The sequence below is a fragment of the Flavobacterium sp. HTF genome, assembly GCF_003105115.1.
GTDB lineage: Bacteria > Bacteroidota > Bacteroidia > Flavobacteriales > Flavobacteriaceae > Flavobacterium.
Genome location: NZ_QETH01000019.1, coordinates 1 through 20,489, shown reverse-complemented (window position 1 = coordinate 20,489; position 20,489 = coordinate 1). Strand labels below are relative to the sequence as shown.

Annotated in this window: 18 protein-coding genes; 10 read left to right on the top strand and 8 right to left on the bottom strand. The window is 33.9% G+C overall.

Translation table 11 applies throughout. The features are described 5' to 3' along the window. Positions 1 to 220: 220 nt before the first annotated feature. From DCO46_RS08240 to DCO46_RS08210, 7 genes are all read left to right on the top strand, one after another. Positions 221 to 784, top strand: a complete 564-nt coding sequence (locus tag DCO46_RS08240; protein WP_116752088.1) for an outer membrane beta-barrel protein — start codon at positions 221 to 223, stop codon at positions 782 to 784. A 256-nt stretch (positions 785 to 1,040) separates the two neighbouring features. Next, positions 1,041 to 1,637 carry a porin family protein gene (locus tag DCO46_RS08235; protein ID WP_116752087.1) on the top strand — a complete coding sequence of 199 codons (597 nt, stop codon included), beginning with the start codon at positions 1,041 to 1,043 and terminating at the stop codon, positions 1,635 to 1,637. A 191-nt stretch (positions 1,638 to 1,828) separates the two neighbouring features. Then, positions 1,829 to 2,386 (top strand): porin family protein, encoded by a 558-nt coding sequence (locus DCO46_RS08230; protein ID WP_116752086.1) that lies wholly within the window; start codon positions 1,829 to 1,831, stop codon positions 2,384 to 2,386. A gap of 176 nt (positions 2,387 to 2,562) precedes the next feature. Beyond that, complete coding sequence (locus tag DCO46_RS08225; RefSeq protein WP_116752085.1) at positions 2,563 to 3,126, top strand: porin family protein; 564 nt, start codon at positions 2,563 to 2,565, stop codon at positions 3,124 to 3,126. Between the two features lie 81 nt (positions 3,127 to 3,207). Continuing rightward, complete coding sequence (locus tag DCO46_RS08220; protein ID WP_116752084.1) at positions 3,208 to 3,834, top strand: porin family protein; 627 nt, start codon at positions 3,208 to 3,210, stop codon at positions 3,832 to 3,834. A 76-nt stretch (positions 3,835 to 3,910) separates the two neighbouring features. Next, positions 3,911 to 4,807 (top strand): site-specific tyrosine recombinase XerD, encoded by an 897-nt coding sequence (gene xerD / locus DCO46_RS08215; protein ID WP_116752083.1) that lies wholly within the window; start codon positions 3,911 to 3,913, stop codon positions 4,805 to 4,807. A gap of 148 nt (positions 4,808 to 4,955) precedes the next feature. Then, positions 4,956 to 6,476: a PAS domain-containing protein gene (locus DCO46_RS08210; protein ID WP_116752082.1), complete on the top strand. Its 1,521-nt coding sequence runs from the start codon at positions 4,956 to 4,958 to the stop codon at positions 6,474 to 6,476. A 79-nt stretch (positions 6,477 to 6,555) separates the two neighbouring features. Here the strand turns inward: DCO46_RS08210 and rny are convergent, their stop codons facing one another. The 3 genes from rny to DCO46_RS08195 all read right to left on the bottom strand — a co-directional run bounded on the left by rny (position 6,556) and on the right by DCO46_RS08195 (position 8,918). Next, positions 6,556 to 8,118, bottom strand: coding sequence for a ribonuclease Y (rny, locus tag DCO46_RS08205; RefSeq protein WP_116752081.1), 1,563 nt, complete (start codon positions 8,116 to 8,118; stop codon positions 6,556 to 6,558). Between the two features lie 210 nt (positions 8,119 to 8,328). Then, positions 8,329 to 8,622 (bottom strand): cell division protein ZapA, encoded by a 294-nt coding sequence (locus DCO46_RS08200; protein ID WP_116752080.1) that lies wholly within the window; start codon positions 8,620 to 8,622, stop codon positions 8,329 to 8,331. Between the two features lie 5 nt (positions 8,623 to 8,627). Further along, positions 8,628 to 8,918 carry a hypothetical protein gene (locus tag DCO46_RS08195; protein ID WP_116752079.1) on the bottom strand — a complete coding sequence of 97 codons (291 nt, stop codon included), beginning with the start codon at positions 8,916 to 8,918 and terminating at the stop codon, positions 8,628 to 8,630. A 181-nt stretch (positions 8,919 to 9,099) separates the two neighbouring features. Between DCO46_RS08195 and DCO46_RS08190 the strand changes: the two genes are divergently transcribed. From DCO46_RS08190 to DCO46_RS08180, 3 genes are all read left to right on the top strand, one after another. After that, a complete protein-coding gene (locus tag DCO46_RS08190) occupies positions 9,100 to 10,785 on the top strand; it encodes a M23 family metallopeptidase (RefSeq protein ID WP_116752078.1) in 1,686 nt (561 codons plus the stop codon). 17 nt (positions 10,786 to 10,802) lie between these two features. Next, positions 10,803 to 13,268: a carboxypeptidase-like regulatory domain-containing protein gene (locus DCO46_RS08185; RefSeq protein ID WP_116752077.1), complete on the top strand. Its 2,466-nt coding sequence runs from the start codon at positions 10,803 to 10,805 to the stop codon at positions 13,266 to 13,268. Positions 13,269 to 13,370: 102 nt separating this feature from the next. Further along, on the top strand, positions 13,371 to 14,093 hold the full coding sequence (locus tag DCO46_RS08180) for a hypothetical protein (RefSeq protein WP_116752076.1): 723 nt from the start codon (positions 13,371 to 13,373) through the stop codon (positions 14,091 to 14,093). Positions 14,094 to 14,267: 174 nt separating this feature from the next. On the opposite strand, the gene DCO46_RS08175 is transcribed toward DCO46_RS08180, so the two are convergent. From DCO46_RS08175 to DCO46_RS08155, 5 genes are all read right to left on the bottom strand, one after another. Then, positions 14,268 to 14,969: a DUF2971 domain-containing protein gene (locus tag DCO46_RS08175; protein WP_116752075.1), complete on the bottom strand. Its 702-nt coding sequence runs from the start codon at positions 14,967 to 14,969 to the stop codon at positions 14,268 to 14,270. 117 nt (positions 14,970 to 15,086) lie between these two features. After that, the gene (locus DCO46_RS08170; protein ID WP_116752074.1) at positions 15,087 to 16,916 is read right to left on the bottom strand and encodes an ABC transporter ATP-binding protein; all 1,830 of its coding nucleotides are present in this window, start codon (positions 16,914 to 16,916) and stop codon (positions 15,087 to 15,089) included. 77 nt (positions 16,917 to 16,993) lie between these two features. After that, positions 16,994 to 18,721, bottom strand: coding sequence for a phospho-sugar mutase (locus DCO46_RS08165; protein ID WP_116752073.1), 1,728 nt, complete (start codon positions 18,719 to 18,721; stop codon positions 16,994 to 16,996). A 151-nt stretch (positions 18,722 to 18,872) separates the two neighbouring features. Next, complete coding sequence (locus DCO46_RS08160) at positions 18,873 to 19,829, bottom strand: glycosyltransferase family 2 protein (RefSeq protein WP_116752072.1); 957 nt, start codon at positions 19,827 to 19,829, stop codon at positions 18,873 to 18,875. A gap of 10 nt (positions 19,830 to 19,839) precedes the next feature. After that, positions 19,840 to 20,382, bottom strand: a complete 543-nt coding sequence (locus DCO46_RS08155) for a DUF4199 domain-containing protein (protein WP_116752071.1) — start codon at positions 20,380 to 20,382, stop codon at positions 19,840 to 19,842. Between the last annotated feature and the right edge of the window lie 107 nt (positions 20,383 to 20,489).

The following is a 20,489-nucleotide window of genomic DNA, read 5'->3' as shown; positions in this document are numbered from 1 at the left end:
TGTATTATGCTTTGCATAAAATTATTTTTAGAATTCACATGTTCAGTAAATAATTTGCTTGCTTTTGTAGACTTCGGGCTTTAATTTCTTGTTTCTGAAGCCGTTGTAAAGTATAAAAAAATATTTGTCTTATTCTGATAGTCTGCTTACTAATCGTGGCTATTTTATTACATTTCTGTTTTTACTTTTGACCCTTGTAATTAAAAAAAAAACACAAATAATGAAAAGAATTTTTTTAGCTGCTATTGCAGTAATGGGGTTTACATTTGCTAATGCGCAAACGACCGGGTTTTCTAAAGGGAATACATTTATTTCAGGGGCATTATCAATCAGTTCTGATAAAACCGGAGATGCTAAATCCAATGGATTTGAAATTGAACCAAAAGTTGGCTATTTCCTAACAGAAAATATCGCTTTAGGAGGTAAATTAGGATTTCGTTCGGATAAGTTTGAAAATGACTCAAAAGACAATGCATTTACAGTAGGAGCTTTTGGTAGATATTATTTTACTCCTGCTTCTCAATTTTCTGTATTTGGCCAGTTAGGATTAGATTACACAGGTCATAAACACAAACCAGGTAATGGAAAATCAAATGAATTGGGTGCAGGCTTAGGTTTAGGTTTAAGCTATTTCCTATCTAACCACTTTGCTATTGAAGCTACTTGGGCAGGTCTAAACTATAGTGTAAACAATAATGGTGGTCACGGTGCTGATAAAACTAATTCTTTCTATTTAGGTTCTGATTTAAGAGAAGTACAATTTGGAGTTGTATATAAGTTCTAATAATAGTATCGGTTAATTAATTAAACCTTCCTTATTTAAGGAAGGTTTTTTTGTTTAAATACAATCCTAAAGACGATTTAGAATGATATTGTGATATTTTTGCGTATGGTTTAATTTATTGTTAATAAATTTTCATTTTTATTTTAACAAAATTTTTTGGCCTAATTACTACTTTTTTTGTTAAAATACAAATAATTTTTTAGTAAGTATAAGTGTATATTTGCCCATTAAAATTTTTTAACCAAAACAAATCAGAATGAAAAAAATTATGTTAACTGCTGCTGCAGTAATGGCGTTTGCATTTTCTAATGCACAAGAAACTAAGTTTGGAGTTAAGGGTGGTCTTAACTTAACTAATTTAACTGGAGATGTTGAAGGTACTTCATCATTAATCGGTTTCCACGTTGGAGGTTTCGCAGAAATTAAACTTACTGATAAATTTGCAATTCAACCAGAGCTTTTGTTTTCTACTCAAGGAGCAAAAATTGAAGAAACATTTTTTGATGAGTCTTATGAGTACGATACTAAATTGAATTATTTAAACATTCCTGTATTGGCAAAGTTTTATGTAACTGAGGCTTTTAGTGTTGAAGCAGGTCCACAATTAGGAGTATTATTGTCTGCAAAACAAGATGGTGAAGATGTTAAAGATTTCTACAAATCAGTAGATTTTGGTTTCAATGTTGGAGCTGGATATAACTTTACAGAAAATCTTTCAGTTGGTCTTCGTTATACTATTGGATTATCTAGTGTTTTCGATACTCCAGACTCTGATGAGCTTGAAGGTTTTGAAATCGAAGATATCGACGTTAAAAACAGCGTTTTTGCTTTATCTTTAGGATATAAATTCTAATAAGAATTTTATATATTATACGAGCCTCCCTTGATTCAAGGGAGGCTTTTTATTTTAAGAATTTGATATAACTAGAGTGTTATTGATGTTATTTTGGTTTAATTACAACTAAATCCATTAAAAATCAAATTATCTTTTAATAAGGATATTTCTATATTTGGGAAATTTAAATTTTAACCAAAACAATTAAAATGAAGAAAATTATTTTATCTGCGATTGCAGTTATGGCATTTGGGTTTGCAAATGCACAAGAAACAAGATTTGGAGTAAAAGGAGGTTTGAACTTTGCTAATCTTGGCGGCGATGCAGAAGGAGATCTTGTAACCAGCTTTCACGTAGGTGCTTTAGCTGAAATTAAATTAACTGATAAATTCGCGATTCAGCCTGAGATAGTATTCTCTGGTCAGGGAGCAGATTTTAGTGAAGATGGTTTTGATTCATTGATCAAGCTTTCTTATTTGAATGTTCCGGTTATGGCAAAATATTATGTAATTGAAAAGTTAAGTCTTGAAGCCGGACCACAAATTGGATTTTTACTATCTGCAAAGAACGAGGATGTAGATGTAAAAGACTCTTTTAAAAGTATAGATTTTGGTTTTAACCTTGGAGCGGGTTACGATATTACAGAACACTTTTTTGCAGGAGTTCGTTATAATATAGGTTTATCAAATATTTCTGATTTCCCGGATGAAGCTGATTTTAAAACTAATAATTCTGTTTTTTCAGTATCTGTAGGGTACAAATTCTAATAAGAATATTATATACTATATGAGCCTTCCTTAATTTAAGGGAGGCTTTTTTTTATTTAGAACATTAACAAAATTTTGGCTCTTAATTACTACTATATTTGTTAAAAACAAAATTATTTTTTAATAAGGATATCTCTATATTTGAAAAATTTATTTTTTAATCAAAACAGAATAAAATGAAAAAAATTATTTTAGCTGCAATTGCAGTTATGGTATTTGGGTTTGCAAATGCACAAAAAGCTCGATTTGGAGTAAAAGGAGGTCTTAATATAGCTACTATTGGTGGTGCTAATGATGCTAATTCATTAGTAGGTTTTCAATTAGGTGGATTTGCTGAAATCAACGTTTGGAAGAAATTGTTCATTCAGCCAGAGCTTGTGTATTCTGCTCAGGGAGCTAAATTTGATGGCTATTTTGGAGATCGTGATTATACTGTAAATTTAAATTACATTAATATTCCAGTATTGGCTAAGTATTACATTACAAAAGAATTTACTGTTGAAGCAGGTCCACAACTTGGTTTCCTGGTTGCTAGTAAAAATATTGAAGATGAAAAATCAGTTGATGTTGCGTTTAATTTAGGAGCAGGATATAATTTTACAGATAATTTTTCTGTAGGTATCCGTTATACTATCGGATTGTCAAGTGTTTATGATTACGATGATTATTATGACGGTTATTATTATAATGACAGATATACTAATAATGTTTTAGCATTAACTGCAGCATATAAATTCTAATTCTTTTAGAATATGAAAAAAAAACCTTCCTTAACCGGAGGGTTTTTTTAGAAATATCAATCAATAAAAAAATCAAAAACAATGAAAAAAAGTATTTTAGTATTAGCGGCAATTTTGGTGTTTGGATTATCAAATGCTCAGGAAGCTAAATTCGGTTTAAAAGGGGGATTGAATGTTTCTAACTTTACGGGAGATACAGAAGGCGCAGACCTGAAATCGAGAATCGGATTCAATGTGGGGGCTTTTGTAGCCATTAAGTTTTCTGAAAAATTTACTTTGCAACCCGAAGTTTTATATTCTGCACAAGGTGCCAATTTTGAAAATGTAGGGGCAGAAGTAGACGGCATGGGTTTCTATACAGGTGATATTAAATTTAAATTAGCTTACATAAATATTCCGGTAATGTTTAAATATTACGTTGCTGAAAAATTTAATATAGAAGCAGGTCCGCAAATTGGTTTTTTAACTACAGCTAAAACTGCAACCAAATTAGATGGCTTTAGCCAGACTGTTGAGCAGGACATAAAAGATAGTTTTGAAACTATTGATTTTGGGTTGAATTTTGGTGCGGGTTACGATTTTACAGAGCATTTTTCTGCAGGAGCGAGATATAATTTGGGATTATCTAATATTGCTAAAACTGAATCTGGTGATGATACAAAACTTCATAATTCAGTTTTCTCATTGTCGATTGGATATAAATTCTAAAAACACTTGTTTTTAGCCTGTAACCTTCCATCACCGGAAGGTTTTTTTATGTCTAAAAATGTTTTACTTTGTCATTATGAATTGGAACACATACATAAAAGATTATCAGTCTTATTTGAGGATTGAAAGAGGTTTGTCTAAAAATACTATAGAGAACTATGGCTTTGATATTGAGCGGTTGTGTCTTTTTTTAGACACCAACCGAATAGAAGTTTCGCCATTAAAAATTACAGATGAAACAATACAGCAATTCATTTATTCAGTTTCAAAAGAAGTAAACCCAAGATCTCAGGCCCGTATAATTTCAGGTTTGAAAAGCTTTTTTAATTATCTGGTTTTTGAAGATTACCGGAATGATAATCCTTTAGAGTTAATAGAATCTCCTAAAACAGGCCGTAAATTGCCGGACACGCTGTCTGTTGAGGAAATTGATGCATTGATTGCTGCAATAGATTTAAGCTCAAATGAAGGGGAGAGAAACCGTGCTATTCTGGAAACGCTCTATGGTTGCGGACTTCGTGTTTCTGAACTCGTTTCGCTAAAAATCTCTGACTTGTATTTCGAGGAAGGTTTCGTGAAAATTACCGGAAAAGGAAACAAAGAACGTTTCGTTCCGATCGGTAAACTGACTGAAAAATATATTCGGATATATCAGGATGCGATTAGGAATAAGTTAAACATAAAAAAAGGCTTTGAGGATACGTTGTTTTTAAACAGGCGTGGGGGGCAGCTAACGCGTTCTATGATTTTTGCCATCATAAAAGATCTGGCTGTAAAAATCAGTTTAAATAAAAATATCAGCCCGCACACTTTGCGACATTCTTTTGCAACGCATTTGCTTGAAAATGGAGCAGATTTGAGATCAATCCAGTTAATGCTTGGACATGAATCGATTACCACTACTGAAATCTATGTGCATCTGGACAGACGATTTTTAAAAGAAGTGATGCATTCTTTTCATCCGCGAAAATAAGTACGTGCAATAATTTTAACAAATAGCCGTTTTTTAAGTTTAAAATTTTAATACCTTGCTATTAGATTTTATTTCAAAGAAATAAGTGTCCTTACTTTTTTGGCTTGAATATTTAAAGAATAATTCAACTTACATAAATAAGTAATATATGGTTTTTGATTTATATGAAAATGAGAATTGCTTAGAGGTAAATAATTTTTACCGGAAATTATTTGCAGAAATGCCTGATTTGCTTTTTCAGTTCATTATTGATAAAGACAATAAATATTCTTTTCCTCTCGTCAGTAAATCAATAGATGAGATTTTTGAGCTTACGGTAAGCGAATTCACAAACGACATTATATTTATAATTTACGAAAGGATATTTCCCCAGGATCGTGATATGTTTTTTCAGTCTTTGGTAAAAGCCCGAAAAGAAATTAAACCGTGGGAACTGGAATTCAGGGCCGTTTTGCCCAAAAAAGGATTACGCTGGTTTAAAGTTTCGGCTAAAACAGAATCAATTCCTGATGGTTGTGTTAGTTTTTGCGGACATGTTTCTGATATTACAGACTTAAAAGATAAGGAAGAAAAGCTCCGGATTTCAGAAGAGCGGTTTCAGTTTGCTCTTGAAGCTTCTACAGCCGGTATTTGGGATTGGGATATCGTTACAAACAATGTTTTTTACTCTTCATTATCATTAAAGATTTTAGAATTAGATTCTGCTGATATTTTTGATGATCCGGAACGCTGGGATAAAATTGTGCATCCGGATGATCTTCCAAAATATTATTCGGATATCCACGAACACTTTGATAACAAAATTCCTTATTATGAAAATTATCATCGTGTAATGACTTCAAGCGGTAATTATAAATGGATCTTAGACAGGGGAAAGGTAATAAAACGTGACGAAAATGGTAAGCCGCTCCGTGTCATAGGAACTCATACTGATGTTTCTTTGCAGAAAGAGAAAGAATTGGAACTCTTGAAAACAATGAAATTGTACAGTGACCAAAACAGCCGGTTGCTGAATTTCTCTCACATTGTTTCGCATAACCTCAATACACAGGCGGGTAATATAAAATCGATCTTAGATTTCATTGATGCAGATGTTGATAAACAAACAATTAATGAAATGCTGCTCCATTTGCGTACTGTATCAAATGATCTGAATGAAACTATTTCTAATCTCACACAGATTGTAAAAACACAAAGCAATATAAATATTGCAGTTGCTCCCCTGAAATTGTATGACTATATTGAAAAAACCATTTCAACTATAAAAGGTTATGATAAGCAGACAAATGTTTCTATAGTAAACAATGTCCCAAAATATCTGACTATAAATTTTAATCCGGCATATCTTGAAAGTGTTTTGTTGAATTTTACAACAAATGCTATAAAATACGCGCATCCGGACAGGGATCCTGTAATTGTTTTTGATTTTGGAATAGAAAGGGAGGGTTATAAATCACTAAAAATTACGGATAATGGTTTAGGGATTGATTTGAATGTTTATGGCGATTTGTTATTCGGAATGTATAAAACATTTCATAAACATGAGGAAGCCCGCGGAATCGGTTTGTATATTACCAGGAATCAAATTGAAGCTATGAAAGGAAGTGTTTTTGTAGAAAGTGAAGTAGGAGTAGGAACCAGTTTTAAAATTGTATTTAACGATATGTAATGATTTTAAATTGAGCATAAAATAATAAAGGCTATCATTCAATTATGATAGCCTTTATTATTTTATAATTAAAACAGAATTACTTCGCAATATTTACTGCTCTGGTTTCTCTGATTACTGTTACTTTAACCTGACCCGGGTAAGTCATTTCAGTCTGGATTTTTTGTGAAATTTCAAAAGATAAGTTTGCTGCATTGTCATCAGAAACTTTTTCGCTTTCTACAATAACACGAAGTTCTCTACCAGCCTGGATAGCATAGGCGTTTTTCACACCGCTAAATCCGTAAGCTACTTCTTCAAGATCTTTCAGACGCTGAATGTATGAATCTAGAACCTGACGTCTTGCGCCTGGTCTTGCACCTGAAATAGCATCACAAACCTGAACGATTGGTGATAACAATGATTTCATTTCAATCTCATCGTGGTGGGCTCCAATAGCATTACAAACTTCTTCTTTTTCACCATATTTCTCTGCCCATTGCATACCTAACAAGGCGTGAGGTAAATCGCTTTCGGTATCCGGAACTTTACCAATATCGTGAAGTAAACCGGCTCTTTTGGCCAATTTTACATTTAAGCCAAGTTCAGCTGCCATGATACCACAAAGTTTAGAAACTTCTCTCGAGTGCTGCAATAAGTTTTGACCGTAAGAAGAACGGTATTTCATTCTTCCCACAACTTTAATCAATTCCGGGTGTAATCCGTGAATTCCTAAGTCGATTACGGTACGTTTACCAACTTCAATAATTTCGTCATCAATTTGTTTGGCAGTTTTTGCCACAACTTCTTCAATTCTTGCCGGGTGAATACGTCCGTCAGTTACTAATTTGTGCAATGACAAACGCGCAATTTCTCTACGAACCGGATCAAAACAAGAAAGAATAATAGCTTCTGGTGTATCATCAACAATGATTTCAACTCCTGTTGCAGCTTCTAACGCTCTAATGTTACGACCTTCACGACCAATAATTCTACCTTTTACATCGTCAGATTCAATGTTAAAAACAGAAACGCAATTCTCAACTGCTTCCTCAGTTCCAACTCTCTGAATCGTGTTAATGATAATTTTCTTAGCCTCTTGCTGAGCAGTAAGTTTTGCCTCTTCAATAGTATCCTGAATGTGAGACATAGCTTTGCTTTTGGCTTCAGCTTTTAATCCTTCAACTAGTTGCTCTTTTGCTTCTTCAGCTGAAAGTCCTGAAATTACTTCAAGTTGTTGTAGCTGACTTTTGTGCAGTTTGTCAACTTCACTTTGTTTTTTATCTAGAATTTCAATTTTACTATTGTATTCCTGAGTTTTAGCTTCAAAATCATCATTCACTTTTTTGGCTTTTGAAAGCTCATTTGATACTTGTGATTCTTTATCTCTAACTCTTTTTTCTACTTCAGCTACTTTTTTATCTCTGGCTAAAATAACTTGTTCGTGCTCAGATTTCAATTCGATAAAACGCTCTTTTGCCTGAAGGATTTTGTCTTTTTTAATATTTTCTGCTTCTAAATTAGCGTCTTTTAATATGGAAGCTGCTTCTTTTTTAGCATTTTTGATTAGATTAGAAATATTGCTTTTTTCGATGATTTTAGCTATTACAAAACCTGCTGCAATACCTATAATACCTGAAATAATGATCGTTATTATGTCCATGTTTGTTAAAATTTATATATAAAAAAAGCCTACATTAATTGCTTGTATAAACTCGTAAAGACAAGTTTTGAGCTAACTCACTGTTCAAGTTTCCTCGCAATAAAGCGTGGCATGCTATAGTAGTGATGATTTGCTCATTCTAATTTGTTAGTGTTGAGTTTACCAATTGTGAACTAATGTAGGCAGTATCTTAGTTTCTGTAAAGAACGTTTAATTTTCGAGATATTGATCTAAAAGCAAATTTAATCTTTTAATTCTTTCGATGGTTTCCTGTCCATCAACATTGTAATCGATATGCTTTTGTTCTGCTTGCGAAGCAAATTGTAAGGCACACATGGCCAGTACATCCTGTTTGTCACGAACCGCATAACTTTCTTCGAATTGCTTGATCATAGCATCAATTTTTTTAGAAGCACTTCTAAGTCCTTCCTCCTGAGATGGTTCTACCGTTAATGGGTAAACGCGGTCTGCAATTGATATTTTAATTCTAAGCTTTTCGTCCATGTTTTCTAGTCTGATAATTGTGCTATACAGTAATCAATTTCGCGAATTAATGAATTTATTTTAAGCTTTGTCTCTCTCTTGTTATTGTCGCTGCCGAGCAACGAATTGGCTATCTTAAGTGTTTCATATTGCTTTCTCAAAGCTTCCATTTCTTCAGATTGTTTCTGGATGATTTGCGCAGCTTTGTTTAATTGTAGTTTTAATTCCTGATTGTTCTTCTCTAACCCTTTTGATTTTTCAAAAAGCTTTTCGACTTTATATTCAAGAGTATCAATTATTTCGGCAATTACACTCATTATAAATCCTATTCATTACTTAATCCTACAAAGTTAGTATTCCTTTTTATTAATGCAATTTTTTCTGGATTTTTTTGCATTAAAAATAGATAAATAAATGAAATTCAATTAATTGTGCTTTTGTAGCTTTTTACTTGCTTTTAATGGCTTATTTTTCTTTATCTTAGCAAAAATGTTGTTTATGAGAATTTCACTGCTTGCCCTTTTTTTTTGTAATTTTATTTCTGCACAGACTCAGTATCCTAAAGATTATTTCCGTCCTCCACTAGATATTCCGATGCAGCTTTCCGGTAATTTTGGTGAGTTGCGCCCAAATCATTTTCATGCAGGTTTCGATCTAAAAACAAATCAAAGAGAAGGTTTAAACGTGTATGCTATTGCAGATGGATATGTATCCAGAATAAAAATCTCCACATTTGGTAATGGTAAATGTATATATATCACGCATCCAAATGGTTATACTTCAGTTTATGGGCATTTGCAAACTACAATTGGTCCTATTCAGGAGTATGTTCAGAAAACACATTATGCTGAAAAATCTTTTGAGATTGAAATGTATTTAAAACCGGATGAGCTTCCTGTTACAAAAGGACAATTGATTGCCTTATCAGGAAATACCGGATCTTCAGAAGGTCCGCATCTGCATTTTGAAATCAGGGATTCAAAAACAGAATTTGTTATCAATCCTATGTTTTTTGGCTATGATCAAAAACTGAATGACAACAAAAAACCAACAATTTCAAGTGTGTTTGTTTATCCTCTTGGCGAAAATACAGTGGTCAATCAGTCAAAACAACCTTTGTTGTTAAATCTTTCACTTCAAAAAGATGGTACTTATCTCGCAGGGAAAGTTAAGGCAAATGGCAAAATTGGTTTTGGAATCAATGCAGTAGATTTTGATGATGTTTCGAATAACCGAAATGGAGTTTTTAAAGTCACTGGTTTTTTAAATGGAGACCCGAAGTATAATTATAAATTTGACACGTATTCATTTGATGAAATGCGCTACATAAACGCATTGATTGACTATCCGAGATATAAAAAATCGGGGCAACGTGTACAGAAGTTATTTATGAAAACTCCTTTTGCTTTGAGCATTATAAAAACGGATTCACTTCACGGAATTATTCCAGTTGAGCCCAATTTGGCATCAACCTACAGAATCGAAGTTTCTGATTATTTTGGGAATCTTAATTCTGTTACCATTCCTATTGAATATGATTCGGAAACTCCGATTGTAAATGCGGAACCGATTACTTCAAAATATTTTGTTCATGCCAGTAAAGATTCCAATTTTGAAAAGGACAATATGTCTGTTTTTTTTCCGGCAGGAACTTTTTACGATGATTTTAATATGAATTTTGATGTTAGGAATAATAAAATTTATATTCATGATGATACCGTTCCTGTTCATTCCAATTTTACAATCACAATAAAAGACAGCCTTTATCCTGAGTCTATGCGGGATAAACTATACATAGGAAAAGGAACCGGTTATAACGGGACTATTAGAAAAGGGGATGTTTTTACTGCAAAATCAAAAATCTTAGGCCAGTATGGTTTGGTTTTAGATACGATTCCTCCTGTGATAAAAATTGTAAAATCGGTTGAAGGAAAATGGATCAGCGACCAAAAGAAAATTGATTTTACAATTGGCGATTCTTTGTCGGGAATTAAATCATATAACGGATATCTGAACGGAAGCTGGGTTTTGTTTGAATATGAAAACAAGGCCAGAAGAATTACACATACTTTTGATCCGCAATATTTGGTTGAAGGTGAAAACTTTTTGAAAATTGAAGTAATTGACAATGTAGGAAATTCTGCTATCTTTGAAACTCATTTTTTTAGGAGTCAACAAAAATAAAACCAAAACCAAAACGTTTGAATTGTAGTAAGTTAATATTCGTTTTCCTTTTTTTCTGCATCGGCTATATTTCATTTGCGCAGAATGCTCATGTCAAAGGAATTATTTTAGATAGTGAAAACAGGCCGGTTTCTGACGTAAATATATCTTCGTCCGGAAAAGTCGCGCAGACCAATTCAGATGGTTTTTTTGAAATCGAAGTGCCATCCAACAAAAAGGTATCTTTGATTTTTACTCATATTTCGTTGAAAATGATGAGCCTTACCGTGAATTTAAAGCCAAATGAAACTTTTGTTTTTAATCCGGTTATGAATAATACCGCTGAACAAATGGGAGAAGTTTTTGTTTCTTCCAATAATAAAAAGCGTGTTCAGGGAATTACGACAATTGACGCTGCAACAATTAAGAAAATTCCGGGAGCAAATGCCGGAATTGAAAATATTCTGAAAACTTTACCGGGAGTAAATTCAAACAACGAGCTGAGTACACAATATGCGGTTCGTGGTGGGAATTATGATGAGAATCTGGTTTATGTCAATGAAATCGAAGTCTATCGCCCTTTTCTAATTCGTTCGGGCCAGCAGGAAGGATTAAGTTTTACGAACACCGATTTAGTTCAGAATGTTGATTTTTCTGCCGGAGGATTTCAGGCAAAATTTGGTGATAAATTATCTTCAGTTTTAGATATTACATATAGAAAACCAACTGAATTTGGTGCTTCTCTTGAGGCAAGTTTGTTGGGAGGAAGTGTTTCTGTTGATGCTGTTTCAAAAAATAAAAAATGGTCTGCCGTTACAGGTGTCCGTTACCGAAATAACAGTCTGCTGGTAAACAGCCAGGATACTCAGACCAATTATACGCCTACTTTTGTTGATGTTCAGACGAATGTGAATTATGATATTTCTGAGAAATGGCAAATGAGTTTTTTAGGGAATATTTCGCAAAACAAATATTTATACCAACCTCTGACCCGTGAGACCAAATTCGGAACCATAGACCAGCCAATGGCACTGGCAGTTTATTATGACGGAAGGGAGAAAGATCAGTATGATACGTATTTTGGAGCTTTAAAAACCACTTATAAAGTTTCACCGGGTTTTACTTTAAAAATTATAGGTTCTCTATTTCATACAAAAGAAAAAGAACATTTTGATATTTTAGCGCAATATCGATTAGGAAATGTAAATTCTGACGGAACAACGAATGTTGATGATGTTGATTTTACACGCGGAATTGGTTCCCAGCTTAACCATGCCCGAAATGATCTTGATGCATTAATTGCAAACGCAGAAATTAAAGGTTTCAAAGAATGGAGAGACAGCCAGTTAGAATTTGGAATTAAATATACCAGAGAATCTATCCGCGACAGGGTAGTAGAGTGGGAAGTAATTGATTCTGCAGGATTTTCTATAAATCCGCCCATTATAATTTTACCTGAAAATAACCAGCCCAACGAGCCTTATACGGGGCCATTATTGCCTTATCAGGACGTTCGTGCGACCAATTTCAATACAATAAACAGGTTTTCTGGTTACACGCAATGGAATCAAAAAGCAGAAATTGGTTCTAGTCAGGTTTGGTATAATATCGGAGCCCGTTTTCAGAGTTGGAGCGTTTCAGGGGCAGCAATTGAAGGAAAAAATCAGATTGTTTTTAGCCCAAGAGCGCAATTTGCCTTAAAACCCGATTGGGAAATGGATATGGTTTTCAGGCTTTCGGGAGGATTGTACCATCAGCCGCCTTTTTACAGGGAACTTCGTGATTTAAACGGGGTGGTTAATCCAAATGTAAAGGCTCAGGAATCTGTACATATTGTTTTGAGTAACGATTATAGTTTTAAAATGTGGGACCGCCCTTTTAAATGGGTAACGGAGATTTATTATAAATCACTTTCTGATGTCAATACCTACTCAATAGATAATGTCCGTATTCGTTACGTTGCAAATAACAATGCAAAAGCTTATGCACAGGGTCTTGATTTTAGATTGAATGGTGAATTTGTGCCGGGAACGGAATCCTGGATTAGTTTCGGCTATTTAAAAACGGAAGAGAATTATGAAGACAAGGGATATATTGCCAGACCAACAGATCAGCGTTTAAAATTTGCGATGCTGTTTCAGGATTATATGCCGAATATTCCAAGTGTAAAATTATATCTGAATTTAGTTTACAACACCGGTTTGCCGGGCGGAGCTCCGTCTTATTCGGATCCTTACGTATACCAAAACAGATTAAATGACTACCGAAGAGCGGATATTGGTTTTGCAAAAGTATTTGTAGACAGTAGTACTAAAACAGCTAAAACCAACTGGCTGAAGAATTTTAAGGAATTGTCAGTAGGCGTTGAGATTTTTAATATCTTCAATAACCAGAATGCAATAACGAATACATGGGTGCGCGATGTATATTCTAAAAATCAATATGCGATACCAAATTATATGACTTCAAGAGTTTTTAACGTTAAGTTGAATGCGAGGTTGTAATAATAGGTTTTTTGTCCTCAGCTTCCATTGCAGTAATATTCAATAAAATCAAAAATTACAATCAAAAATACTATATTTGATATTCTAATATAATTTTCAGACATGAAAAATTCCTTAAAATATATAGCCTTAGTAATCATCGGAACATTAGCAAGTTGTAAAGATGAAGCTCCAACGCCAAAAGTAATTTATGATGCTACAAATAAAGCAAGTGTGGTAAATAAAACGGATTCAACGCAGATAGAAGTAGCCGATTTACCAATTCAGATGGAAGGAACAAATTATCTGATACATCCGGTGGGAGATTTAAGAGTATTTGAAAGAGGAACAAAAGCACGTTACGGATCTTCCAGTGTAAACGATGTGAGTTTTACGATTTCAAATTTAGGTGAATATGAAATTACAGGATATTTGCAAAACCTGAAATTTCAAAAAACAGATTCAGATTCCATTCGGCCTTTGACAGACAAGCCGGTTTTGATTTTAACCGCTACTTATTTAAAAACGGTGGCTGACAAAACTCAAAATCAGATTATGGTTTACACTCTGGCAGATTCTGACACCAATAAAGATAGTAAAATTGATGCAGGAGATATTAAAACGTTGTATTTGAGTAATATTAGCGGAGAAAATTTCACTAAGATTTCAGAAGATTTTCAGGAATTGATCGACTGGAGTTTAATCGAATCTAAAAACCGTTTATATTTCAGAACAATTGAAGATACTAACCAAAACGGTCAATTTGATAAAAATGATGTTTTGCATTATAACTATATAGATTTAGCTTCTAAAAAATGGGAAGTTAAGGCTTATAAACCTATTTAAAGGTGCTAAGATAGGTACTAAGGTACTAAGATGCTAAGGTTCTAAGGTTTTTCAAATCTTCGACATAAAGAAAGCCTGTTAAAATATTTTTTAACAGGCTTTCTTGTGTCCTAAGAAAAAAAAATCTTTTAAGCTTTTTAGAAAAAAAACTTAGAACCTTAGCATCTTAGCCCCTTAGATCAAAATATCACTTTCCAAATCTGATTTTTCGATTTCAAAACCAAAATCAAGTATTTCTACTAGCTCAATAACAAGTTTTTTATACCAGTTTTCAGATTTTGGATGAATGTATATTTTTTCAATTAACTGATTGATATCTACATTGATTTTTAAGCCGTCATTTAGTTTTAAGGTACTTTTTGACGTATCTGTGATAATACGAACTTCACGCTCATACTGGAAACTTTTTCGTTTAAACAAAAACGGAAAGAACAAATCATCAAACGGAATATATTCCTTTTTGTAATCGATGTAATTTACTTCGCCAATATACTGGTCAAAATTATTCTCCGGTTTTAAGGCTTTTTGCAACCTTCCAATTGTCGATTGTATAGCCAGTCCTTCACTGTTCTGGGTAAAAATCTGCCACATGGCAAAAGATTCATACTCGTTGATATGCCAGCTGCTTATGGCAACCCTTTCACGATGTGTTTTGTAATAATTTAAAAAGTCAGGATTGTCTATTGCGAGTTTTTTAATTTCCTCGTAAGTTGGTTCGCTAAAAGTACCTTCGTACTGATCTTCAAATTTATCCGAGCGCGACATGAATAGTTTTCGCGAAAGTAATAAATCCAGGAATTTAGATAAGTCTAAGTATTTCCAAACAATAGTATCCGGATCATCAGGCAGTTTTATGTTCGGATTGTTGAGATACATTTTCTAATAAGGAGATTTGAATAGTTGTATCTAAGTTAAAAAAAATAAACACAGATTAAAGAAATTAAGATGAGTTTTAATAATTCTTTAATCTGTGTTTTATGTGTTTTTTGAATCTTAAGACTCGAAAGACTGCATCGTTACCAGTTTGTTGTATGTTCCGTTATGAGCAATTAATTCTTCATGAGTTCCCTGTTCTACAATTCTTCCTTTTTGCATCACTACAATTACATCTGCTTTTTGAATCGTCGAAAGGCGGTGTGCAATTACAATTGAGGTTCTGTTTTGCATCATGTTTTCTAAAGCAACCTGAACAAATTTCTCGCTTTCGGTATCCAATGCAGAAGTTGCTTCATCCAAAATCATAATTGGTGGATTTTTTAGTACCGCACGGGCAATAGACAAACGTTGTTTCTGCCCTCCGGAAAGTTTGTTTCCGCTGTCACCAATGTTTGTATAAATTCCTAAAGGCAAATCTTTTACAAATTCATAGGCATTTGCAATTTTTAGCGCTTCGATAATTTCATCATCTGTAGCGTCTAATTTCCCTAAGGAAATATTTGCTTTTATAGTATCATTAAATAAAATACTGTCCTGAGTAACTAATCCCATCAGGCCACGAAGCGAATGAAGGTTCATGTCTTTGATGTTGATTCCGTCAATAGAAATAGTTCCGTCATTCACATCATAAAAACGGGTCAGTAAATTGGCAATAGTACTTTTTCCGCTTCCAGACTGCCCAACAAGTGCAACGGTTTGTCCTTTTTTAATGTTAAGAGAAAAATCTTTTAGAACAGTTTCTTCCTCATATTTAAAGTTGATGTTTTTAACTTCAATATTGTGGTCAAAACTTGTTTTTTCTATCGCATCTGGTTTGGAAGCTATGGTGTTCTCCTGATCTAAAATTTCCAGTACGCGTTCTGCTGCTGCATTTCCTCTTTTTACTCCGTAAGAAGCTTTAGAAATGGCTTTTGCAGGCGTAAGAATGTTATAAGCTAGTCCCATGTAGGCAATGAAAGCGGCACTTTCAAGTGTTTTGTCAATCAAAACCATCTGACCGCCGTACCATAGCAAAATAGCAATTACGGCAATTCCCATAAATTCACTGGCAGGAGAAGCTAAATTTTGGCGATTACCTATAGTGTTTGATAATTCAAAAAAACGTTCTGTAGAGCTCTTGAAAACAGTGTTGAAATAGTTTTCAGCATTATATCCTTTTACCACTTTCAAACCGCCGATTGTTTCTTCTATGGTTGATAAAAAAGTTCCCTGTTCCTGTTGTGCTTTTGTAGATTGTTTTTTAAGCTGTTTTCCGATTAACGAAATAATGTAGCCGGAAACAGGAATAAAAATAAAGACAAACAGCGTTAGTTTAGCACTGATGATTAACATCATAATGATAGTAAAAATGATTGTCAGGGGCTCTTTTACAATAAGCTCAAGTATGGCCAGAAAAGAGTTCTGCACCTCATTTACATCAGCAGAAATTCTCGAAATTACGTCTCCTTTTCTTTTTTCAGAATAAAAAGCCAATGGCAGTTCCAGTGTTTTTTTGTACATCGCATTTCGCATGTCCCTTAAAACCCCGTTTCGTAAGAAAGTAATGAAAAACATAGCAAAATAATCGGCTAAATTTTTCAATAAAAAGATTCCAATGATAATGGCGACCATTATCGATAAAACGTAACCCGATTCATGAGTGCCTTTTGTTGTTGTAATATAATAGTTTAAATAATCTTCACCATATTCTTTCGCTTTTAAAATCCCCTGAAATACCGGTCTTACTGTGATTTGCTTGTTTTTATCAAACAAAACCTGAAGCATTGGTATCAATGCAACAAAGGAAAGCGTGCTAAAAAGCGCGTACAAAACATTAAAGAAGATATTTAAAAACGCGTATTTTTTATACGGATATATAAAAGGAACTATTTTTTTGAAATTACTCATTTTAGGTTGTCATTTTTACCATTAAAACCCGGCAGTTAAAAAAATGCCGGGTTTTTAAAAAATATATTTGTATTCTGTTATTTCAACTGCATTCCTGCAATGATGTTTTGTATTTTTTCGTCTAAATAGCTTTCTGCCGCATCAAAGTCCAAAACCGATTCTAATTCTGCATTTACACTAATGTAAAACTTAATTTTTGGTTCCGTTCCGCTTGGTCTTGCACAGATTTTAGATCCGTCTTCAGTATAATAAATCAATACATTGGATTTTGGTAAATCCATTACAGATTCTTCACCGCTCAATAAATTCAAAGCAATTGATGATTGATAATCCTCAACCATAATCACACGCTGCCCATTAATTTCTTTCAAAGGATTCTGGCGCAAATCAATCATCATCTGATTGATTTCTTCAAGGCCTTCCATTCCTTTTTTAGTTAATGAAACCAAATGCTCTTTATAAAAGCCATTCTCAACATAAAGTTGTAAAAGTTCTTTGTAAACAGTACTTCCGGCCGCTTTTGCCTGTGCTGCAACTTCACATATTAATAAAGTAGCCGCAACAGCATCTTTATCCCTCACAGCATCACCAACCATAAAACCAAAGCTTTCTTCGCCTCCTCCAATAAATTGAAGTTCAGGAAAATCCTTGATCATTTTGGCAATCCATTTAAAGCCTGTTAAGCCAACTTTGCATTCAACACCATAACTCGTGGCTAATTCCATCATCATTGGCGTAGAAACAATTGTAGAGCCAACGAATTGTTTTCCATTGATTTTCCCGGCTTTTTTCCATTGTTTCAACAGAAATGAAGTCATCAAAACCATAGTCTGGTTTCCGTTAAGCAAAATCATTTTACCATCGTTGTTTCTAACGGCAACGCCCAAACGGTCGCAATCCGGATCTGTTCCTACAACAATGTCAGAATTTGTTTTGTCTGCCAGGGCCAAAGCCATGGTAAGAGCTTCCGGTTCTTCCGGGTTTGGAGATTTTACAGTAGGGAAATTTCCGTCCGGAACCGCCTGTTCAGGAACAATATGCACATTGGTATAACCCGCTTGTGATAAAGTATCAGGAATAGATTTTATTGAAGTTCCGTGTAAGGAAGTAAAAACGATCTGTAAATTTTCTTTTGCCTCTGCCGGAGTATTAAAACTTGCATTTTCAATAGATGATTTTACAAACGCCTTGTCGATTTCAGTGTCAATATACTGAATCAGTTTTTCGTTTGCCTGAAATTTGATTTTATCATAACTCAGGTTTTCGATAATGTTGATGATTTCTGCATCCTGTGGCGGAACAATTTGCCCTCCGTCTTCCCAGTATACTTTGTATCCGTTATATTCCGGCGGGTTGTGAGAAGCTGTAAGTACAATTCCGCATTGACAGCCCAAATATTTAAGGGCAAAAGATAATTCCGGAGTTGGTCTTAAATCAGAAAATAAATAAACCTGAATTCCGTTTGCAGAAAAAACATCTGCAACAACCTTAGCCAGCGTATTACTGTTATGACGGCAGTCATACGCAATCACAACTTTTAAAGGCTGATTTGGAAAAACCTGATGCAGATAATCTGAAAGACCCTGCGTGTTTTTTCCAAGCGTATATTTATTAATTCTGTTGTTTCCAATTCCCATTACACCGCGCATCCCGCCAGTTCCAAATTCAAGGTTTTTATAGAAACTTTCCTCAAGTTCTTTTGGTGATGTTGTCATTAATTCCTTAACGGCAGCCTGTGTTTCTTTATCAAATGTTGGCGTCAGCCATTCGTTTACAGCATTTAAAATATTAGGTGCTATATTCATGTAAATGTCTTTTTTAAGTTTAAACTAAAGATAAGTTTTTTTCAGGAGCTATCCTGCTGTCCGCTTTATCTTTTGTGCTTCCCGATAGCTATCGGGGCCACAACAAAAGGATTGCTTCCCGAAGCCGGGGCTTCAGGGCTGGGTCAGTACGTTAAAAATTAACCTCGCGGGCTACTTTATAACGTTCTTCGTTGTTTTTCGTTCTCAAAATAATTTCACCCAGAAATCCGGCCAAAAACAATTGAGTTCCTAAAATCATTGTGGTCAGTGCAATATAGAACCACGGATTATTGGTAACCAAAGTATATTTCAAACCATTATACATATGGTATAATTTTGAAATTCCGATATAGGCTGCAGAGCAGAAACCAATAATAAACATAATAGAACCCATTGCACCAAATAAATGCATAGGTCTTTTTCCAAATCTTGATAAGAACCAGATCGTAATCAAATCAAGGAAACCGTTTATAAAGCGTTCCATACCAAATTTGGTTTCGCCGTATTTACGTGCCTGATGTATTACTATTTTTTCGCCGATTTTATTAAAACCGGCATTTTTTGCTAAAACCGGAATATAACGGTGCATTTCGCCCGAAACTTCAATGTTTTTTACAACGGTGTTTTTGTATGCCTTTAAACCACAGTTAAAATCATTCAGTTCTACTCCCGAAGTTTTTCTGGCAGCCCAGTTAAATAATTTTGAAGGCAGGTTTTTTGCCACAACAGAATCGTAGCGTTTCTTTTTCCAGCCCGAAACCAAATCATATTTTTGGGCGGTAATCATTTCATATAATCCCGGGATTTCGTCAGGGCTGTCCTGTAAATCGGCATCCATCGTAATAATTACATCACCTTTGGCTTTTGCAAAACCAGCGTGCAAAGCCTGGGATTTTCCGAAATTCTTCATGAAGCGAATGCCTTTTACATTCGAATTTTCATTAGAAAAACCTTCAATAATATTCCAGGAATTATCTGTACTTCCATCATCTACAAAAATGATTTCATAAGAATAATTGTTAGACTGCATCACCCTGATAATCCATGAATAGAGTTCTTGTAGTGATTCCTCCTCGTTAAGAAGGGGTATAAGTATAGATAAGTTCATTTATATTTTATTATAGACTATAAGGTTTTTCATTCTTCACGATTGCTCCTACAATTAGTGAGTATATCAGGCCAATGAATGCATACATAACAAGCGTTACAGGGAAAACAATTAACGGATTCATGAATTTTTTAACCATGCCAAGTCCCATTTCCAGTTCTTTTTCGGTCACGTTTGGATTCTGCTTAAGCATTCCGATTTTAGAAATTTCAAGCATTTCATCTATAAATTCAGGGAATATAAAGTTGAAAATAACATTGAAAATACCATATACCAATGCAGCAATAACGGCTATTGAAACGCCAATCTTTAAACATTCGGAAAAAGATATAAAACCATTATTAATATTTTTCTTGTAATTAGTACATCCTAAAAATATAAAAAGGATAGGTAAAACCAGGTAATTTGCCAGGTTTACAATTATACCGGCACTAGTATTGACCAGTGATTTCATGCCAATTACATACATAATGACAAATTCTAAAACCATTATAGTTCCAAATAAAACACCAAACATTATTCCTGATTTGGCAGGAGAAATATTTTTATCCATATGATTACATTTTTTTAATCCACAAATATAGCAATTCCGAATATAAACAGAGGTAAAAAAAGCTTTTTGAATTTAACTAAAAAAAAGTGAGCTAAACATTTGTTTAT